The 15,190-nt window shown below is 67.4% G+C and carries 15 protein-coding genes; 6 read left to right on the top strand and 9 right to left on the bottom strand.

The window, feature by feature from the left end; all coding sequences use genetic code 11:
* Positions 1-192: 192 nt before the first annotated feature.
* On the bottom strand, positions 193-1,605 hold the full coding sequence (locus AC1Q6P_RS23560; RefSeq protein WP_492666189.1) for a wax ester/triacylglycerol synthase family O-acyltransferase: 1,413 nt from the start codon (positions 1,603-1,605) through the stop codon (positions 193-195).
* A 136-nt stretch (positions 1,606-1,741) separates the two neighbouring features.
* Between AC1Q6P_RS23560 and AC1Q6P_RS23555 the strand changes: the two genes are divergently transcribed.
* Positions 1,742-1,993 (top strand): acyl-CoA-binding protein, encoded by a 252-nt coding sequence (locus AC1Q6P_RS23555; RefSeq protein ID WP_102768007.1) that lies wholly within the window; start codon positions 1,742-1,744, stop codon positions 1,991-1,993.
* 57 nt (positions 1,994-2,050) lie between these two features.
* Here the strand turns inward: AC1Q6P_RS23555 and AC1Q6P_RS23550 are convergent, their stop codons facing one another.
* The 4 genes from AC1Q6P_RS23550 to AC1Q6P_RS23535 all read right to left on the bottom strand — a co-directional run bounded on the left by AC1Q6P_RS23550 (position 2,051) and on the right by AC1Q6P_RS23535 (position 6,588).
* Complete coding sequence (locus AC1Q6P_RS23550) at positions 2,051-2,386, bottom strand: polyhydroxyalkanoic acid system family protein (protein WP_492666166.1); 336 nt, start codon at positions 2,384-2,386, stop codon at positions 2,051-2,053.
* A 27-nt stretch (positions 2,387-2,413) separates the two neighbouring features.
* The gene (locus AC1Q6P_RS23545; protein ID WP_492666167.1) at positions 2,414-3,496 is read right to left on the bottom strand and encodes an aminopeptidase; all 1,083 of its coding nucleotides are present in this window, start codon (positions 3,494-3,496) and stop codon (positions 2,414-2,416) included.
* Between the two features lie 19 nt (positions 3,497-3,515).
* Positions 3,516-5,576, bottom strand: a complete 2,061-nt coding sequence (locus tag AC1Q6P_RS23540; protein ID WP_492666168.1) for a molybdopterin-containing oxidoreductase family protein — start codon at positions 5,574-5,576, stop codon at positions 3,516-3,518.
* 67 nt (positions 5,577-5,643) lie between these two features.
* Positions 5,644-6,588 (bottom strand): DUF2846 domain-containing protein, encoded by a 945-nt coding sequence (locus AC1Q6P_RS23535; RefSeq protein ID WP_492666190.1) that lies wholly within the window; start codon positions 6,586-6,588, stop codon positions 5,644-5,646.
* A 250-nt stretch (positions 6,589-6,838) separates the two neighbouring features.
* Here AC1Q6P_RS23535 and AC1Q6P_RS23530 point away from each other — a divergent pair, with 250 nt between their 5' ends.
* The 5 genes from AC1Q6P_RS23530 to AC1Q6P_RS23510 all read left to right on the top strand — a co-directional run bounded on the left by AC1Q6P_RS23530 (position 6,839) and on the right by AC1Q6P_RS23510 (position 11,525).
* Positions 6,839-8,035, top strand: coding sequence for a M20 aminoacylase family protein (locus AC1Q6P_RS23530; RefSeq protein WP_492666169.1), 1,197 nt, complete (start codon positions 6,839-6,841; stop codon positions 8,033-8,035).
* 18 nt (positions 8,036-8,053) lie between these two features.
* A complete protein-coding gene (locus AC1Q6P_RS23525; protein ID WP_492666170.1) occupies positions 8,054-9,175 on the top strand; it encodes a M14 family metallopeptidase in 1,122 nt (373 codons plus the stop codon).
* A gap of 15 nt (positions 9,176-9,190) precedes the next feature.
* Entirely contained in the window at positions 9,191-9,787 is a 597-nt protein-coding gene (locus AC1Q6P_RS23520; protein ID WP_492666171.1) for a DUF1415 domain-containing protein, read from the top strand.
* A 129-nt stretch (positions 9,788-9,916) separates the two neighbouring features.
* On the top strand, positions 9,917-10,492 hold the full coding sequence (locus AC1Q6P_RS23515; RefSeq protein ID WP_492666172.1) for a cysteine hydrolase family protein: 576 nt from the start codon (positions 9,917-9,919) through the stop codon (positions 10,490-10,492).
* 28 nt (positions 10,493-10,520) lie between these two features.
* Entirely contained in the window at positions 10,521-11,525 is a 1,005-nt protein-coding gene (locus tag AC1Q6P_RS23510) for a GlxA family transcriptional regulator (protein ID WP_492666173.1), read from the top strand.
* Positions 11,526-11,552: 27 nt separating this feature from the next.
* On the opposite strand, the gene AC1Q6P_RS23505 is transcribed toward AC1Q6P_RS23510, so the two are convergent.
* Genes AC1Q6P_RS23505 through AC1Q6P_RS23490 form a run of 4 tightly spaced genes read right to left on the bottom strand, consistent with a single transcriptional unit; the run spans position 11,553 to position 14,914 of the window.
* On the bottom strand, positions 11,553-12,326 hold the full coding sequence (locus AC1Q6P_RS23505; protein ID WP_492666174.1) for a LytR/AlgR family response regulator transcription factor: 774 nt from the start codon (positions 12,324-12,326) through the stop codon (positions 11,553-11,555).
* Positions 12,323-13,414, bottom strand: coding sequence for a sensor histidine kinase (locus AC1Q6P_RS23500; RefSeq protein ID WP_492666175.1), 1,092 nt, complete (start codon positions 13,412-13,414; stop codon positions 12,323-12,325). Before AC1Q6P_RS23500 ends, AC1Q6P_RS23505 begins: the two co-directional genes overlap by 4 nt.
* A gap of 37 nt (positions 13,415-13,451) precedes the next feature.
* Complete coding sequence (locus AC1Q6P_RS23495; protein WP_492666176.1) at positions 13,452-13,862, bottom strand: hypothetical protein; 411 nt, start codon at positions 13,860-13,862, stop codon at positions 13,452-13,454.
* Between the two features lie 17 nt (positions 13,863-13,879).
* On the bottom strand, positions 13,880-14,914 hold the full coding sequence (locus AC1Q6P_RS23490) for a tetratricopeptide repeat protein (protein ID WP_492666177.1): 1,035 nt from the start codon (positions 14,912-14,914) through the stop codon (positions 13,880-13,882).
* Positions 14,915-15,190: the final 276 nt, after the last annotated feature.

Below are 15,190 nucleotides of genomic sequence, written 5' to 3'. Positions count from 1 at the left end.
CGCCACTGTTTGACCACAGTGAGCGCAGCGAACGGAGGGAGTTTGGCGCCGCTGAGCCGCGGAGTGAGCACCGAGGGAAGTCGGCTCGTCCGAGCCGACCCGCGAACCATGAGCCCGGCGGCGGGCCGAGCCACCGCAGCGAGCAGGAACAACACAGCGGGGATCGCAAGTAACCAATCCCAGCCCCCTGACTTACAAATCCGCGCCCTCTTCACCCCAGGGCAGCATCAAGGCCAGCACCAGGAGCTTGTCGAACTCGGGGGCGAATTGCTCGATGATGCCTTCGGGGTCCGGGCACAAGGTGCTGTCGGTGATCAGGCCGAACTGCACGCGGCCGGCATAAGTCAGGATGCTGACGCCCACGCCGATGTCCCCGGACTGCGGCACCCAGAACATCACCCGTTCCACGGTCGAGCCGCAGAAATGCAGGGACTCCGCCGGGCCCGGCACATTGGTCATCACCGCCGTCGCCTTTTTGGCGAAGACATTGAGCATGGCCTGTTGCACCGGCTTGATCAGCAAGCCGGCCACCGAGAGCAAGCCAAAGGCCAGCACCGGCTGGAAGCTGCCTTTCAGATCCTGCATGCGCGAGCGCACGGCGTAGAGGCGCTCGACCGGGTTCTCGATGCCGATGGGCAACACCAGCGGCACGAGGCCAAAGCGATTGCCCAGCTGGTAGGCCTTTTCCATCGGCCGCAGATTGACCGGCACCATGGCGCGGATCTCCTTGCCCGCCACATCTTCGCCCTTGGCCTGCAGATAACGCCCAATCGCACCGGCCACACAGCTGAGCAGCACATCGTTGATCGAGCAGTTCAGCGCCTTGCCCACGGCCTTGACGGCATCGAGCGGCAGGCCATCGTCCCAGGCGACGCGCTTCTGCGTGCCCGGCTTGCCCTTGAGCTGGGTCGGCGAATCGTCCGACATCAGGGCAAACGCCGCCACATCGCTGACCGCCTGATAACCCATGCGCGCCAAGTCCATGGAGCTGTCGAGCGGGTGGTGCGGCTGCATCAGCGTGTCCACCGACTTGGCCATGCCGGCGCCGGCCACACGGATGGCCTTGATGGTCATGGCGCTGATGGGCTTGAGCAAGGCATCGGTCAGCCAGTCCTGGTCGTCACGCGGCTGCTGCAGGCGCTTCGGCGGCGCCTTGCCGCCGTCGGTGATGGACAGCATCACGGCGATCAGGGCGATGCCATCGCCGATGCAATGGTGGATGCGGGCGACCAGGGCGCTCGTGCCATCGCCCATGTCCTCGATCAGCTGGAACTGCCAGAGCGGGTGGGCCGGGTTCAGCGGCTCGGCCGCCAGCTCGCCGACGCGCTCCTTGAGGCAATCCTGCCGGCTCTGGCCGCGCCGGGGCAAGAGTTCTTCGGCCTGCACATGGTGAGTGATGTCGAAGTCATCGTCTTCCACCCATTGCGCACCCATGGCGTCTTCCACCACTTTTTGACGGAAGCGCCCGTACTGCAGCAGCCGCGCCTCGACGCGCTCGCGCAAGGCCGCCAGGCTGATGCCGGGGCAGATGATCCATACCCCGACGATCATCATCAGGTTGGACTCCGTGTCCATGCGCAACCAGGCGGTGTCGACCTTGGACATGCGTTCCGTCACAGTGGCCAATGCAGTCTCCTTGAGGAATTAGAGTGTCTTGTCCAGACAATGCTGGGTAACATCGTTGGCGTCCATCCCGATTGTTACCAGTTCAATCGGCACTCACCGCCATCTAGGAGACACCATGAGCCTGAAAGACCAATTCGAAGCCGCTGTGGCCGAGTCCAAGAACCTGCCCGAGCGTCCTGACAACATGACCCTGCTGAAGCTCTACGCGCTCTACAAGCAAGGCAGCAGCGGCGATGTGGACGGCAGCCGCCCGGGCTTCACCGACATGGTCGGCCGCGCCAAATGGGACGCCTGGAACGAACTCAAGGGCACCAGCAGCGACGAAGCGATGCAAAGCTACATCGACCTGATCGAATCGCTGAAGTGATCGAGACAGCCCCCGAGCCTGCGTGATGCGGGCTCGGACACGTGTTTCAAGCCGGCTTCACGCCGGCTTTTTCTTGCCCGCCGGCTTTTTACCGCCGCCCGCCTCTCCCGCCAGCAGGCCGTCGAGTTCCTTCTGGATCTCGCCTTCGATGGTGGATTTGAAGGCGCCCAGCAGCAGGCCCAGCTTGGCGTGCAGCTCGAAGTGCTCGGCGGTCACGATCAGCTCGCCCTTGACGCCCGAGCGCGTGAACTCGACGGTGTCGCTGGTCTTGCCTTCCAGCACCGTGCATTCCATGTCGAACTTTTCTTCGACCTGCTCGGCCCAGGCCCAGGCGATCTCGCGGGCACGCTTGAGCCCGAGGGCATGGTCACGGTGGATGCGGATGTCGGCCATGGTGCGTTCTTTCCTTCTCTTTTTTTCTCACTCTGCAGAATTCTTGAGCTCTTGCAGGCGCATTCTGCGCTGCTCTGGCGGCAACTCGGCCAAGGCTTTCACGGCCGTGTAAAAACGCGGCCAGTCGCCGCCCTCGCGGTCCAGCAAGGCTTCGAACTGCGGCGCCAGCTCGGTGTAGGCCGAGAGCAGGGCAAAGCTCGCGTTGTTGGCGCGCGCAAACCAGGCGTCATAGTCGCTGTCACCGCCCCACTGCGCCGCCTTGACTTGCGCATGCTCGGCTCGCATCTCGGCCAGCAGCTGCGCCTTGGCCGCACGCTTGGCCTCCAGGCCCAGGGGCTGGGCATACAGCGCTTCCAGCCGCTCGCGGTAGCGCTGGGTCAGGGCGCGGAACTGCACACGCTGCGACTGCCGCGCCAGGTAGCGCTCGCGCTCGGCCGCACTGCCCTGGGCCTGCAACCAGGCCAGGGCGCCACGCCGCTCCACCGCGGTGGCAAATGACTCGTTGAACTGCGTGTCATCGGCCGCATACACGACCTGATGCGACAGCTCATGGAAGATCAGCCCGGCCAGCTCGGCCTCGGGCTGGTTCATGAAGGTGTTGAGCAGCGGGTCGCCGCCCAGCAGCCGGCTCCAGCCCAGGGTCGAATAAGCGGGCACGCCGTAGACCATGACCTCATAGCCCTCAGCGCGCAGCTCGGCGGCATAGGCCTCGGCCTCGGCCTGGTTGAAGTAACCGCGATAGCCCACGCAACCCATGATGGGAAAGCACCAAGTCTTGAGTGTCAGGCTCAGCTCGGGCGCAGCCACCACATTCCAGACTGCGGCCGAGCGGCCCAGGTCGGCATAGCGGCGGTAGCTGTTGTTGTCCGGCAGGTGCAGCTGCTGCACGGCGAAATCACGCATGCGCTGGCTTTGCTGCAGGCGCTCGCGCAGGGCGGGCTTGAGCGCCGGATCGGCCAGCCACTCGTCCACCGGCTTGGCGGCGGAAACCAAGCGCAGATGGCCGCCGACCGACTGGCCCAGATAGCCGATCTGCGCACAGCCGCCCAGCGAGGCAAGCACGCCCACGGCCGCAGCCGCCAGCAAGGACCAGCGCCAGCGCTTCTTCATCGCCTTCTTCTTCAGCACCTCAGGCGGCCCTGACCTCGACCAGGCAGTCGTAAAAACTCGGTGCCCGGCCCATGTCCGTCAGCCGCTGGTGCGTCACCTCGTTGACATTGCTGCCACCGGCGCCCAGCTTGCGCCACCACACGCCCAGGCCGTTCACCACCCCGGGCCGCGCACGCGGGCTGATGCGGGCACGGCAGAGATAACTGCCACGGTCATTGAACACCTGGACCATGGCGCCATCCTGCAGTCCGCGCGCGGCGGCATCCTCGGCATGCAACTCGACCAGGGGCTCGCCCTCGATGTCACGCAAGCTCTTGACGTTGACGAAGCTGGAGTTGAGGAAGTTGCGCGCCGGCGGCGAGATCATGGCCAGCGGATAACGCGCCGCCAGCTCGGGGCTGGACCGGCGGCTTTCGTAGTTGGCCACGAAGTCCGCGCCGTCCGCCTGCGCCCGGCCGTTGGGCGTAGGGAAGCGCCCTTCAGCAAACGGCGCTTCCTTGAGCGGCAGGCTTTGCCAGCCCTGGGCGCGCAAAGCCTCGAAATCGATCTCGGCGCTGAAGGCCTGGCGGGCCAGCTGCTCATCGCTCTCGCGAAAGCACGCATCTTCGAAACCCATGGCTGCGGCCAGCTCGCGGAAGATCTGGGTGTTGGGCTTGGCCTCGCCGATGGGGGCAATCGCCGGCTCGTTGATCAGCACATCGGTGTGGCCGTAGCTGGTGTGCACATCCAGATGTTCCAGCTGCGTGGTGGCCGGCAGTACATAGTCGGCCAGGTCGGCCGTGTCGGTCATGAAGTGCTCGAGCACCACGGTGAACAGGTCCTCACGCTGAAAGCCTTTCACCACCTTGGGCGACTCGGGCGCCACCGCCACCGGGTTGCTGTTGTAGACGATCAGCGCCTCGATCTTGGGGCCGAACTCGGGCGAGGCCTCTCGCAGCAGATCGTCGCCGATGGTGCTCATATTGATCAGGCGGGGCTGGCGGCCGGCCAGCAATTCGGGCCGCTCCAGCGCGGCCATGTTCTTGAAGGGCGCAAACCAGCCCGAGCTGGACAGCAGCAGGCCACCGGCACGCGAACGCCAGGCGCCGGTCAGGCAAGGCAGCAGAGCCACCAGGCGCACCGCATTGCCGCCGCCACGCACGCGCTGCATGCCGTAGTTGAGGCGGATGGCCGCCGGTTTTGTTTGCGCGTAGTCGCGCGCCAGGCCGCGCACCTCCTCGGCCGTGATGCCGCAGACCTCAGCCACCGCTTCGGGCGGCCAGTTCATGGCGCGGGCCTTCAGCTCTTCCCAGCCATCGACATGGCGGGCGATGTAGTCGTGGTCCAGCCAGTCGTGAACGATCAGCTCATGCATCAGGCCCAAGGCCAGGGCGCCGTCGGTGCCGGGCAGCAGGGCGATGTGCTGGTGGCACTTGTCGGCCGTCTCGGTCTTGCGCGGGTCGATGCAGATCAGCTTGGCGCCCTCGCGCTTGGCCTTGTTGGCGTAGGTCCAGAAATGCAGATTGGAGGCGATCGAGTTGCTGCCCCAGATCAGGATCAGGCGGCTCTCGGCGAAGAACGGCAGGTGCATGCCGACCTTGTGGCCGTAGGTCGCCGTCAGCGCTGCCGCACCGGCCGAGGCGCAGATGGTGCGATCCAGCTGTGAGGCGCCCAACTTGTTGAAAAAACGCGCCGACATGCCCTCGCCCTGCAGCAGGCCCATGGTGCCCGCGTAGCTGTAAGGCAGGATGGCCTGCGGGTCGCGCGCGGCAATGGACTTCAGCCGCGCCGAGATATCGGCCAGAGCCTCGGCCCAGCTGACCGGCTCAAAACGCGGCGCCTCGTCCTTGCGGCTGACCCGCTTGAGCGGCTGCAGCAGCCGCTCCTCGTGATAGGTGCGCTCGGCATAGCGCGAGACCTTGGTGCACAGCGCCCCATGCGTGCTCGGGTGATCCGCCGCACCCTGGATCTTGATCACCCGGCCCTGGTCGACCGTGATGCGCAGGGCGCAGGTGTCGGGGCAGTCGTGCGGGCAGGCGCCCTTGACGATATGGGGCGAGGCGCGGTCCGGCAGGGATGTGGGGGCGAGAAGGTCTTGCATGGCGAGACTATTGCACAGCTGCCCGGGGGGCCGGGCACGCAGCGCACAAAGCCCCGGCCTCAGAACTTCAATTCAGCACCTGGCACATGCCCGTATCGCAGCGCACGCGCAGCGGCGCGCAGGACAGCTCGAAGATTTCGACATGGCCTTGGCGAGACAGCAAACGGGCGCTGGGGCGGATGCCGCCGGGGCCGCGGCAGGCCGCTTGTTCCATGGCGGTGCGCTCGGCTTCAAACTCGAAGCGGCTGGCCGGGGCTGAAGCTGATGCGCTGGCTGAAGCCGCGGGCTTTGGCGCCAACGCCGGAGCAGCAAGGGCTGCGACCTTGGCAACAGCTTCCGCTTTGGCCGGCGGCCGAGCGATGGCGGGCGATGGCTGCACTGCAGGCGCAGGGCTTGGCTCAGCAAGCGCCACGCTCGGCACCGCAGCTTTGGCGGCGGCGACGGGAGGAGCGCCAGCTGCAGCAGGCGCCGGCTTCGATGCAGCCGGGGCCGCCACCTGCATCAGCGGGCTGTGAACGAGGCTGCTTTCGTTCACGCCGGCCCGGCCGGTGGCGGCATCCACGGCGTGCAGGCGCGAGCCGGCGCTGAGCAAGCCCATCTTGACCTCTTGCCAGACGAAGCTGGGCTGGCCGACCTGGGTGCTGATGCGCAGCTGGTGGGTGTTCTCGCCCTTGGAGACGATCTCGTGTTCGCCCGGCGGCACATCGGCGATCACAAAGGTCTTGCCCTTGGTGGTGCCGGCCACCTGGCCGTCCACGCTGAGGTCCAGGCCGACCAGGGTACCCAGGAATTCATTGCGGTAGATGTAGATGCGCGAGAGGCCGGCCGGCGCTTCGAAGCGCTTGGCAGCGCTGTCCTCGCCGGCCGGCGCGGTCTTGATGCTGGCGCAGCCGCCCAGGCCCAGCAAAGCCAGGGCGGCCAACGCGGCAGCGGCGCGGCGCCCAAGCACGATGGCCGGCCCGGAAGAAAGCCAAGCGGAGACGAAGGGCAGGCGAACCGGTTCATGTGTCATGTGCAAGGGGCAGTCGGGCCGAGAGAAGCAGCCGCTGCAGCGAAAGTGGCCAAAGGAGGGCCGAGTCTAGGGGCTGATCTCCGCCGCCCGGGGATGAAACGCCGGCTTTGCCACCAAGAGCCGCCCTGCTGTGAGCAATGCACGCAGCGGCCACTCGGAAACCCCCGCGGTTTAGACTGAGGCCCTGCAGTCTTTCTGCCCCCTTCACCCCTCAGCCAACCACCCACCGGGCCGACCTGGCCATGCCGCCATGAAGTTCATCGACTCCATCCTGGCCGATGCGCCGCTGATCCAGCGCCTGCGCCGCGACATCCATGCCCACCCCGAGCTCTGCTTCCAGGAGCAGCGCACCTCGGACCTGATCGCCCAGACCCTGACCGAGTGGGGCATTCCGGTGCACCGCGGCCTGGGCACGACCGGGGTGGTGGGCATCGTCAAGAACGGCACGAGCGAGCGGGCCGTGGGCCTGCGCGCGGACATCGACGCCCTGCCGATGACGGAGCACAACACTTTTGCGCATGCCAGCACCCAGCCCGGCAAGATGCACGCCTGCGGCCACGACGGCCACACCGCCATGCTGCTGGCCGCGGCCAAGCATCTGGCCACGAACCGCAATTTCGACGGCACCGTCTACCTGGTCTTCCAGCCGGCCGAAGAAGGCGGCGGCGGCGCGCGCGAGATGATCAAGGACGGGCTCTTCAAGCTCTTCCCCATGGAGGCCATGTTCGGCGCGCACAACTGGCCGGGCATGCCGGCCGGCGCTTTTGCGCTCAAGACCGGGCCGGTGTTCGCCTCCAGCAATGAGTTCAAGATCACCTTGCGCGGCAAGGGCGCCCATGCGGCCATGCCGCATCTGGGCGTGGACCCGGTGCCGGCGGCCTGCCAGCTGGTGCAGGCCTTCCAGACCATCATCAGCCGCAACAAGCGCCCGGCCGAGGCCGGTGTGATCTCGGTGACCATGATCCATGCGGGCGAGGCCACCAATGTCATCCCCGACGCCTGCGTGATCGAGGGCACGGTGCGCACCTTCACCCTGGAGCTGCTGGACCTGATCGAGCGGCGCATGGAGGAGATGGCGCAGGGCATCGCCAGCGCCTTCGAGGTCAGCTGCGAGTTCAAGTTCCGCCGCAACTACCCGCCCACCATCAACCACCCCGCCGAGACGGAGTTCGTGCGCCAGACGCTGAGCGCCATGGTCGGGCCCGAGATGGTGCAGGAGTTCGAGCCCACCATGGGCGCCGAGGACTTCAGCTTCTTCCTGCAGGAGAAACCGGGCTGCTATTTCCTGATCGGCAATGGCGACGGCAGCCACCGCATCGGCGGCCACGGCATGGGCCCCTGCACCCTGCACAACCCCAGCTACGACTTCAACGACGAGCTGATCCCCCTGGGCGGCTCGATGTGGGTGCAGCTGGCCGAGGCCTGGCTGAACCAGCCGCGGCCCTGAGGAAAGAAAGACGCAGACATGCCGGCGCCGGCCGAAACCTTCTTCGCGCAGAGCTATGCCGAGGCGCGCGCCAAGTTCCTGGCCACGGCCGAGGCCGCGGGCCTGGACCCGGAGCCGCATCGCCACCCGCTGCTGGGCCGCGAGGGCGAGACCCTGGCCCTCGATGTGCTGCGCCAGGGCCCGGCGCGCGGCCGGGCCGAGCGCCTGCTCATCCTCAGCAGCGCCTGCCACGGCGTGGAGGGCTTTGCGGGCTCGGGCATCCAGTGCGGCCTGCTGGCCGATGCCGAATGGCTGGCCGCCGTGCGCGCCAGCGGTGTCTGCGTGCTCTATCTGCACGGCCTGAATCCGCATGGTTTTTCCTGGTGGCGGCGGGTCACGCAGGAGGGCGTGGACCTGAACCGCAACTTCCTCGATTTTCACCAGCGCCCCCTGCCCGCCAACCCGGGCTATGAGGAACTGGCCAGCGCCCTGCTGCCCCGCCAGTGGCCGCCCAGCGCCGAGAACGAGGCGCGCTTGAGCGACTACATCGCCCGCCACGGCCGGGCCGCCTGGCAGCAGGCTGTCAGCGGTGGCCAGTACACGCAGGAGCTGGGCCTGTTCTACGGCGGCCACACGCCGACCTGGAGCCACATCACCCTGCGCCATGTGCTGGAAGAGCACCTGGCCGGCGTGCGCGAGCTGGCCTGGATCGATCTGCACACGGGCCTGGGGCCTTGCGGCCATGGCGAGCGCATCGACACCGGCCTGGGCGCGGACGAAGGCCTGGCCAGAGCGCGCCAATGGTGGGGCGCCGGCGTGACCTCGCTGCGCGAGGGCAATTCCAGCTCGGCACCGCTGCAGGGCCTGATGTGGTCGGTCGCCGAATCGGTGTGCGCCCAGGTGGCGCCCGGCGCGCGCTGCACCGGCATCGCGCTGGAGTTCGGCACCCTGCCTTTGGACGAGATGATTCTGGCCCTGCGCGCCGACCATTGGCTGGCCGCCCACCCCGAGGCGCCGCCCGAGCAGGCGCAGGCCATCAAGCGCCAGATCCGCGATGCGTTTTACATCGACACCCCGGACTGGAAAACCCAGCTGCTGGCGCAGGCCCGCGAAGCGGCGCAGCAGGCCCTGGCCGGGCTGAGCACAGCCCCACACCCTTGATTTGACTGAATCCCCATGAGCGCCCCAGCCCAAACCCCAAACCCTCTCCCCGCACTCAGCGACGCCGAGATCGAGACCATCCGCCAGGAGACCCAGCACTGGCTGGAAAAGGCCGTCATCGGCCTCAACCTCTGCCCCTTTGCCAAGAGCGTGCATGTCAACAACCGCCTGCGTTATGTGGTCAGCCAGGCCGCAACGCCCGAAGACCTGCTGAAAGAGCTGGCCCGCGAGCTGCTGGCCCTGAACCGGGCCGACCCGGACGAGATCGAGACCGCCGTGCTGATCCACCCGCGCGTGCTGACGGACTTCCTGGACTTCAACGATTTCCTCGGCGCCGCCGACGCACTCGTCGAGGACCTGGAACTGGACGGCATCCTGCAAGTCGCCAGCTTCCACCCCGACTACCAGTTCGCCGGCACCGACATCGACGACATCAGCAACTACAGCAACCGCTCGCCCTACCCCACCCTGCACCTGCTGCGCGAAAGCAGCATCGAACGAGCGACAGAGACCATGGCCGACACCGACGCCATCTACGAGGCGAATATGGCCACGCTCGAAAGGCTGGGCCTGGAGGGCTGGAAGGCACTCGGCTTGAAGGCGCGCGGCTGAGCTCCGCAGGGCATGAAGCGCCATGTCCTGATTTGACCGAAACCGGACCGGATCGGGCGCGACGCGGCCTTGCGATGGCGGCACAGTGGAGGCACTGAAACCCAGCCCTTCAACCCGGAGCCTCTGCCCATGAAAACCGCCCTGCTGCTGATCGACGTTCAAGAATCCTTTCGCCAACGCCCCTACTGGAGCACGGCCGAGCTGCCAGCCTTTCTGGACGCCAGCCGCCGCCTGATCGAAGGCGCGCAGGCCCAAGGCCTGCCCATCGTGCGCGTCTTCCACAGCGACGGCCCCGAGACGGCCGACAACGCCTTCGCTCTGGCCTCGGGCCTGGTACGGCCGCTGGAGGAGCTGCCGGCTCTGCAGCCGGCGCTGGAAGTCATCAAGCACCGCCACAGCGCCCTGGCCGGCACAGGCCTGGCCATCTGGCTGCATCAACAGGGCATCCAGCGCCTGATCGTCAGCGGCATCCGCACCGAGCAATGCTGTGAGACCACCACCCGCCACGCCAGCGACGAAGGCTGGCTGGTCGACTACGTGACCGAGGCCACGCTGACCTTTGCCATGCAACACGCCAGCGGCGCCACGCTGAGCCCGGCCGAGATCAAGCTGCGCACCGAGACCGTGCTGCAGGACCGATTTGCCGAGATCTGCACGGTGGACCAGGCCCTGGCGCGCGCGGCGGCGGCTGCCGTCTCGGCCTGAGACCGGCCCCAGGCGCTAAGCTCGCTTCATGTCCACACCGACTGATGTCCTGATGTGGGTGCAGCCCGGCACCTTGCTGCTCGATCTGGCCGGGCCGGCCGAAGCCTTTCGACTGGCCAACCAGGCCCTGCGCCGGCGCCAGCAGCCCGAGGCGTTTCGCCTGCGCTTCATCGGCATGGCGGCCGAGTGCGCCAGCTCGGTCGGCCTGCAGCTCAGCGGCCTCGAGGCGCCGCCTGAAGCTTTGGCGCCGGGCAGCTGGCTGATCCTCAGCGGCTGCCGCAGCAAGGCGCCCGATGAGCCGGCGCCAAGCAGCGAACAGCTGGCGCAAGAGCTGGCCGGCGAGCGCTGGCTGGCCCGGCAGGGTCAGGTCTTGCTGCGCGAGGGCGGGCGCCTGGTGTGCATCTGCTCGGGCACCTTGTTGGCGGCGCGCACCGGCCTGCTCGGGCGCGGCGTGCGCTGCACCAGCCACCATGAAATGCTGGACCAGCTGCGCGCGCTGGCGCCCGAGGCCCAGGTCGTGGACAACCGCGTCTTCGTGCTCGACGGGCCTGATGAGCAGATCGCCAGCAGCGCCGGCATCACCGCCGGCATCGACCTCAGCCTGCATCTGATCGCCCAGCACTGCGGCGAAGCCCTGGCCGCCAGCGTCGCCCAGACCATGGTGGTCTACCTGCGCCGCAGCAGCAAGGACCCCGAGCTCTCGCCCCTGCTGGCCCACCGCCACCACCTGCACGCCGCCCTGCACCGCCTGCAAGACGCCATCTGCGCCGAGCCCGCGCGCGACTGGAGCCTGGACGCCATGGCCGCCCGCGCCCACGTCACGCCGCGCCACCTGAGCCGCCTCTTCGCAGAACATGCCGGCATCAGCCCGCTGGGCTATCTGCAAAGCATCCGTCTGGAGCGCGCCGAACAGGCCCTGGCCCGCGGCGCCAGCGCCAGCGATGCGGCCCTGGCGGCCGGCTTCAGCTCCGACCAGCAGTTGCGGCGCACGCGGCAGGCGCGGGCGGCGGCGGGCACCCGCCCGACACATTAAGCCAGGCCAGTCCCGGCCCCTGCCGGTCTACATTTCCTTGAACAGCTGCAGATAGCTGCGGCTCACGGGCAGACGCTCGCTGCGGCCTTTCAGCTCGATGTCGGCGGTCTCGTTTTCGCCGCGGGTGATGCGGCGGATCGAGCGCAGATTGACTACCACCGAGCGGTGCACCTGGGCAAACTGCTGCGGGTCCAGCTGCGCGAGCAGGTCCTTCAGCGGCATGCGGATCAAGGCCTCGGCGAGCTGCCCTTCGTCGCGGTAGGCGACCAAGGTGTATTTGCTGTCGCTCTTCAGGTAATCGATGTCATCGACCGGGATCATGCGCAGCGAGGCGCCGACGCTGGCGCGCACCCAGCGCAGCGTCTCGGGCTTGGAGTCGAGCTTGAGGCGTTCGGCCAGCTGCGCCAGCAGCGCCTCGGTGTGCACCGCCGGCTGGGCCTGCTGCAGGCGCGCTTTCAGGCGCTCCACCGTTTCGCTCAGGCGGGCTGCGGTGACCGGCTTGACCAGATAGTCGAGCACGCCATGCTGAAACGCCTCCAGGGCATATTGATCAAAGGCGGTGACGAAGACCAGATGCGCCTGCTTGCCGATCTGGCGGGCCACATCGACCCCGCTCAAGCCCGGCATGTGCACATCCAGAAAGCAGATCGTGGGGCGATGCTGCTCGAACAGTTCGAGCGCCTGTCGGCCGTTGCGGGCCTGCGCAACGATCTGCAGCGCAGGCCAAGCGGCGGCCAGGCGAGCCTCCAGGATCTCACGCAGGAGCGGTTCGTCGTCGGCAATCAAAGCGGTGGGGGTCATGGCTTGGGCTCGCTGAATTCAATGGTCACTTCCACCCCATGGGGCGCCACCTCGCGCAACTCGAGGCTGGCGCTGCCGCCATAGGCCCAGAGCAGGCGTTCGCGCAAGGCCGCCAGGCCGGTGCCCAGGCCGCCGCCGGTGGCTTGCAGGCCCAGGCCGGTATCGACCACGCGCAGGCGACAGCGGCCGCCGTCCAGCCGCTCGGCATGCACATCGATGCGGCCGCCCTCTTCGCTCGGGTCGATGCCGTGCTGCACCGCGTTCTCCACCAGCGTCAACAGCGTCATCGGCGGGCAGCGCAGCAAATGCACCCCGGCACCGATGTGCAGCGCAAAGGCCAGGCGGTCCGGCATGCGCATCTGCATCAGCTCCAGATAGGCCCGCACCAGCTCCAGCTCCTGGCCCAGCGTGTTGGCCGAGCCGTCCAGGCGCGGCACGGCGGCGCGCAGATAGTCAGTCAGGCTTTGCAGCAGCCGCGGGGCGCGCGGCGAGCCGGCCTCGACCAGGGCCTGCACATTGGCCAGGGTGTTGAACAGAAAATGCGGCTGAGCCTGGGCCGTCAGCAGGCGCATGCGGGCGTCGAGCGCCTGGCGTGCCAGCTCGCTGCGCTCGAGCTCGAAGTCGATCGAGAGCTTTTCCACCTTGGCTTCACGGTGGCGCAAGAGGGCCGCCAAGGCCGTCCAGGGCGCCACCAGCATGCCCAGAAAGGTGAAGGTCATGTAGCTTTCCAGGCGGCTGGTTTTCCAGAAAGGCGGGGCGCCGCTTGCCGTGCTCAGCCAAAAGGCCACGAAAAAGGCCAGCGGCACCGTCAACCCCACGGCCGCCACTTGCAAGGCCCAACGAGCCAGCCACTGGGGCATGCGGCGCGGCCACAGCTCAAACAAGCCAAAGACCAGCAGCAGCGCCAGGCCCACGCCGTACACCCGGGCGACCAGACGCCACATCGATGCATTCCAGCCAAAGCTGAACAAGAGCACGAAGAGCGCGCAAATGATGGCGACGGTGCGCACGCGCCGCCACCCGAACAGGGCGCGCCAGCTGGACGGCGGGGCGAGCGCCTGGAGTTGGGCGAGTGGGCTGGAGCTCATCGAGCAAGGACTTTCATGGCCAGGGGCTGTTGAAGCACTAGCGAAAGCGCTCTGCAGACTTTCGAAAATAGTGGTGCGCAATGTATCGCCAGGGCAGCACCAGCGGTGTCAGCACCACACCCATCAAGCAGGCATAGAAGGAGGCCTCCACCCCCGGCGTGAGCGCCCCCGCCTGCCACAAGGGGACGGCGATGAGCAGGATCCAGAGGGTTTTCCAGATCAGCTCAAACATCAGCAGCGGCAGCATCTGCAAAGGGTAGCGCAGCCCCAGCACGCACAGCAGCGCCAGGGTGATCAACATCGCACCCAGCTCACCCCGGCGCTGGGCCCACAGCTCGCTGTGCTGCAAAAAGCTCGGCCCCCAGCTGCTGGCCAGGCCCACCGTGACCAGCAAATAGAAGGCGCGCAACAAATTCAGGCGCCACAGCGGGACGTCTTGATGGTTCATGCTCATGTCCCTCGTCTTCAGCCGAGCTTGGCCAGGCTCTTGCGAGCGTCCTCGACATTGGCCGGGTTGGCACGCTTGTTGGCAATGAAACGCTCGTACGCCGCCTTGGCCTGCGCCTTGTCGCCCTTGGCCAGATAGGCATCACCGAGGCGGTGATCGACGGGCAGTTCGTCAGCGCCGCCCAGCGTCCTGGCCCGCTCCAGGTAGCGAATCGCCTCGTCTGTCTGGCCCTGCGCGGCCAGCACGCGGGCCAGGCCGTAGTGGCCGCCAGCCTTGCTGGGTTGATCACGCAGCAGGCCCTCGTACAAGCGCCTGGCCTTGTCCAGGTCTTTGCCGTCCTTCAGAAACTGCTGAGCCAGCTGCAGGGTGGCTTCGCGCACTTCGTCCTGCACGGCCGACTCCTTGCTGGGCTTGAGCAGCGCCAACTCGCGCTCCATCTCGTCCCATTTCCTGGCCTCGGCGGCGATGAAGACACGGATCAGCCGCGCCGTTTCGGGCTGGCTGCTGCGCACGGCGGACTCCAACTCCTTGGCCTTGCTGACGCTGCCGCCCATCATGCCGGGCACCGTCAGGTAGAGCTTGGCCAGTTGCACGCGGCCGGTGAAGCTGCTCGGGTCCAGCTCCAAGCTGCGGATCCAGGACGCCTTCAAGCTGTCCACCATGCGCATGGCCTTGAACATGCCCACGCTGAGCATCTGCTGACCCAGGTTCTGTGCCATCGCGAGATGGCAGACCGCCACATTCGGATGCTGCTCTACACAGAGCCTGGCCTGCTTGGCGCCGGCGTCGAGCCGCTTGGCCTCACCAGCGGCGCTGAGGCTCATTGCCAAGGACAGGGCGGCGCTGGCCTCAGCGTCGACCGCATGGGTGCTCAGGCGCGCTTGGGCCAGTTGCTCCAGCTCGCTGTACTTGCCAGCGTCTTGCAGCGCTTCCAGCTGCGCATCCTTGAAGACGGCGGCCTGTGCGCTGCCCAGGGACGCGGCCAGGGCCAGCGTGAGCAAGGAGGCGCGAATCGAGAGGGCTTGGCGTGGCGCCTGGAAATGGATGTTCATATCGGCTGAGACTTCGCTGTTTCGGGGTTCGACGAGCAGCAGGCCGCGGCAACGCTTGCTGCTGCTGGATGCAAGAAGGCGGGGCCATTGTGTTGAGCGACCCAAGTGCCCCGACGGCCGCTCCGACGAGCGACGGGCTGCGGGTTTTCAAGCCCGTTGAGAGGGGATGAATGACGCGAAGCGCCGCTCGGTGGCCGCCGGCGCCACTCGTCGCGGCGGGGCGTCACTCATCCTGGTAGGGGCGTCGCCGATCCCGCATGGCTTGGCCGCGGCCCC

It is taken from the genome of Roseateles sp. GW835-FHT13E02 (assembly GCF_058794035.1).
Note: the sequence above shows the minus strand (reverse complement) of the source record. Positions and strands in the feature narration are given on the sequence as shown.

Bases quoted from the DNA above. Each gene is read 5' to 3' on its own strand.
- AC1Q6P_RS23560 (WP_492666189.1), bottom strand. From the start codon at position 1,605: ATGTCCAAGGTCGACACCGCCTGGTTGCGCATGGACACGGAGTCCAAC.
- AC1Q6P_RS23510 (WP_492666173.1), top strand. From the start codon at position 10,521: ATGTCCACACCGACTGATGTCCTGATGTGGGTGCAGCCCGGCACCTTG.
- AC1Q6P_RS23555 (WP_102768007.1), top strand. From the start codon at position 1,742: ATGAGCCTGAAAGACCAATTCGAAGCCGCTGTGGCCGAGTCCAAGAAC.
- AC1Q6P_RS23495 (WP_492666176.1), bottom strand. From the start codon at position 13,862: ATGAACCATCAAGACGTCCCGCTGTGGCGCCTGAATTTGTTGCGCGCC.
- AC1Q6P_RS23535 (WP_492666190.1), bottom strand. From the start codon at position 6,588: ATGACACATGAACCGGTTCGCCTGCCCTTCGTCTCCGCTTGGCTTTCT.
- AC1Q6P_RS23530 (WP_492666169.1), top strand. From the start codon at position 6,839: ATGAAGTTCATCGACTCCATCCTGGCCGATGCGCCGCTGATCCAGCGC.
- AC1Q6P_RS23490 (WP_492666177.1), bottom strand. From the start codon at position 14,914: ATGAACATCCATTTCCAGGCGCCACGCCAAGCCCTCTCGATTCGCGCC.
- AC1Q6P_RS23520 (WP_492666171.1), top strand. From the start codon at position 9,191: ATGAGCGCCCCAGCCCAAACCCCAAACCCTCTCCCCGCACTCAGCGAC.
- AC1Q6P_RS23525 (WP_492666170.1), top strand. From the start codon at position 8,054: ATGCCGGCGCCGGCCGAAACCTTCTTCGCGCAGAGCTATGCCGAGGCG.
- AC1Q6P_RS23505 (WP_492666174.1), bottom strand. From the start codon at position 12,326: ATGACCCCCACCGCTTTGATTGCCGACGACGAACCGCTCCTGCGTGAG.
- AC1Q6P_RS23540 (WP_492666168.1), bottom strand. From the start codon at position 5,576: ATGCAAGACCTTCTCGCCCCCACATCCCTGCCGGACCGCGCCTCGCCC.
- AC1Q6P_RS23550 (WP_492666166.1), bottom strand. From the start codon at position 2,386: ATGGCCGACATCCGCATCCACCGTGACCATGCCCTCGGGCTCAAGCGT.
- AC1Q6P_RS23515 (WP_492666172.1), top strand. From the start codon at position 9,917: ATGAAAACCGCCCTGCTGCTGATCGACGTTCAAGAATCCTTTCGCCAA.
- AC1Q6P_RS23500 (WP_492666175.1), bottom strand. From the start codon at position 13,414: ATGAGCTCCAGCCCACTCGCCCAACTCCAGGCGCTCGCCCCGCCGTCC.
- AC1Q6P_RS23545 (WP_492666167.1), bottom strand. From the start codon at position 3,496: ATGAAGAAGCGCTGGCGCTGGTCCTTGCTGGCGGCTGCGGCCGTGGGC.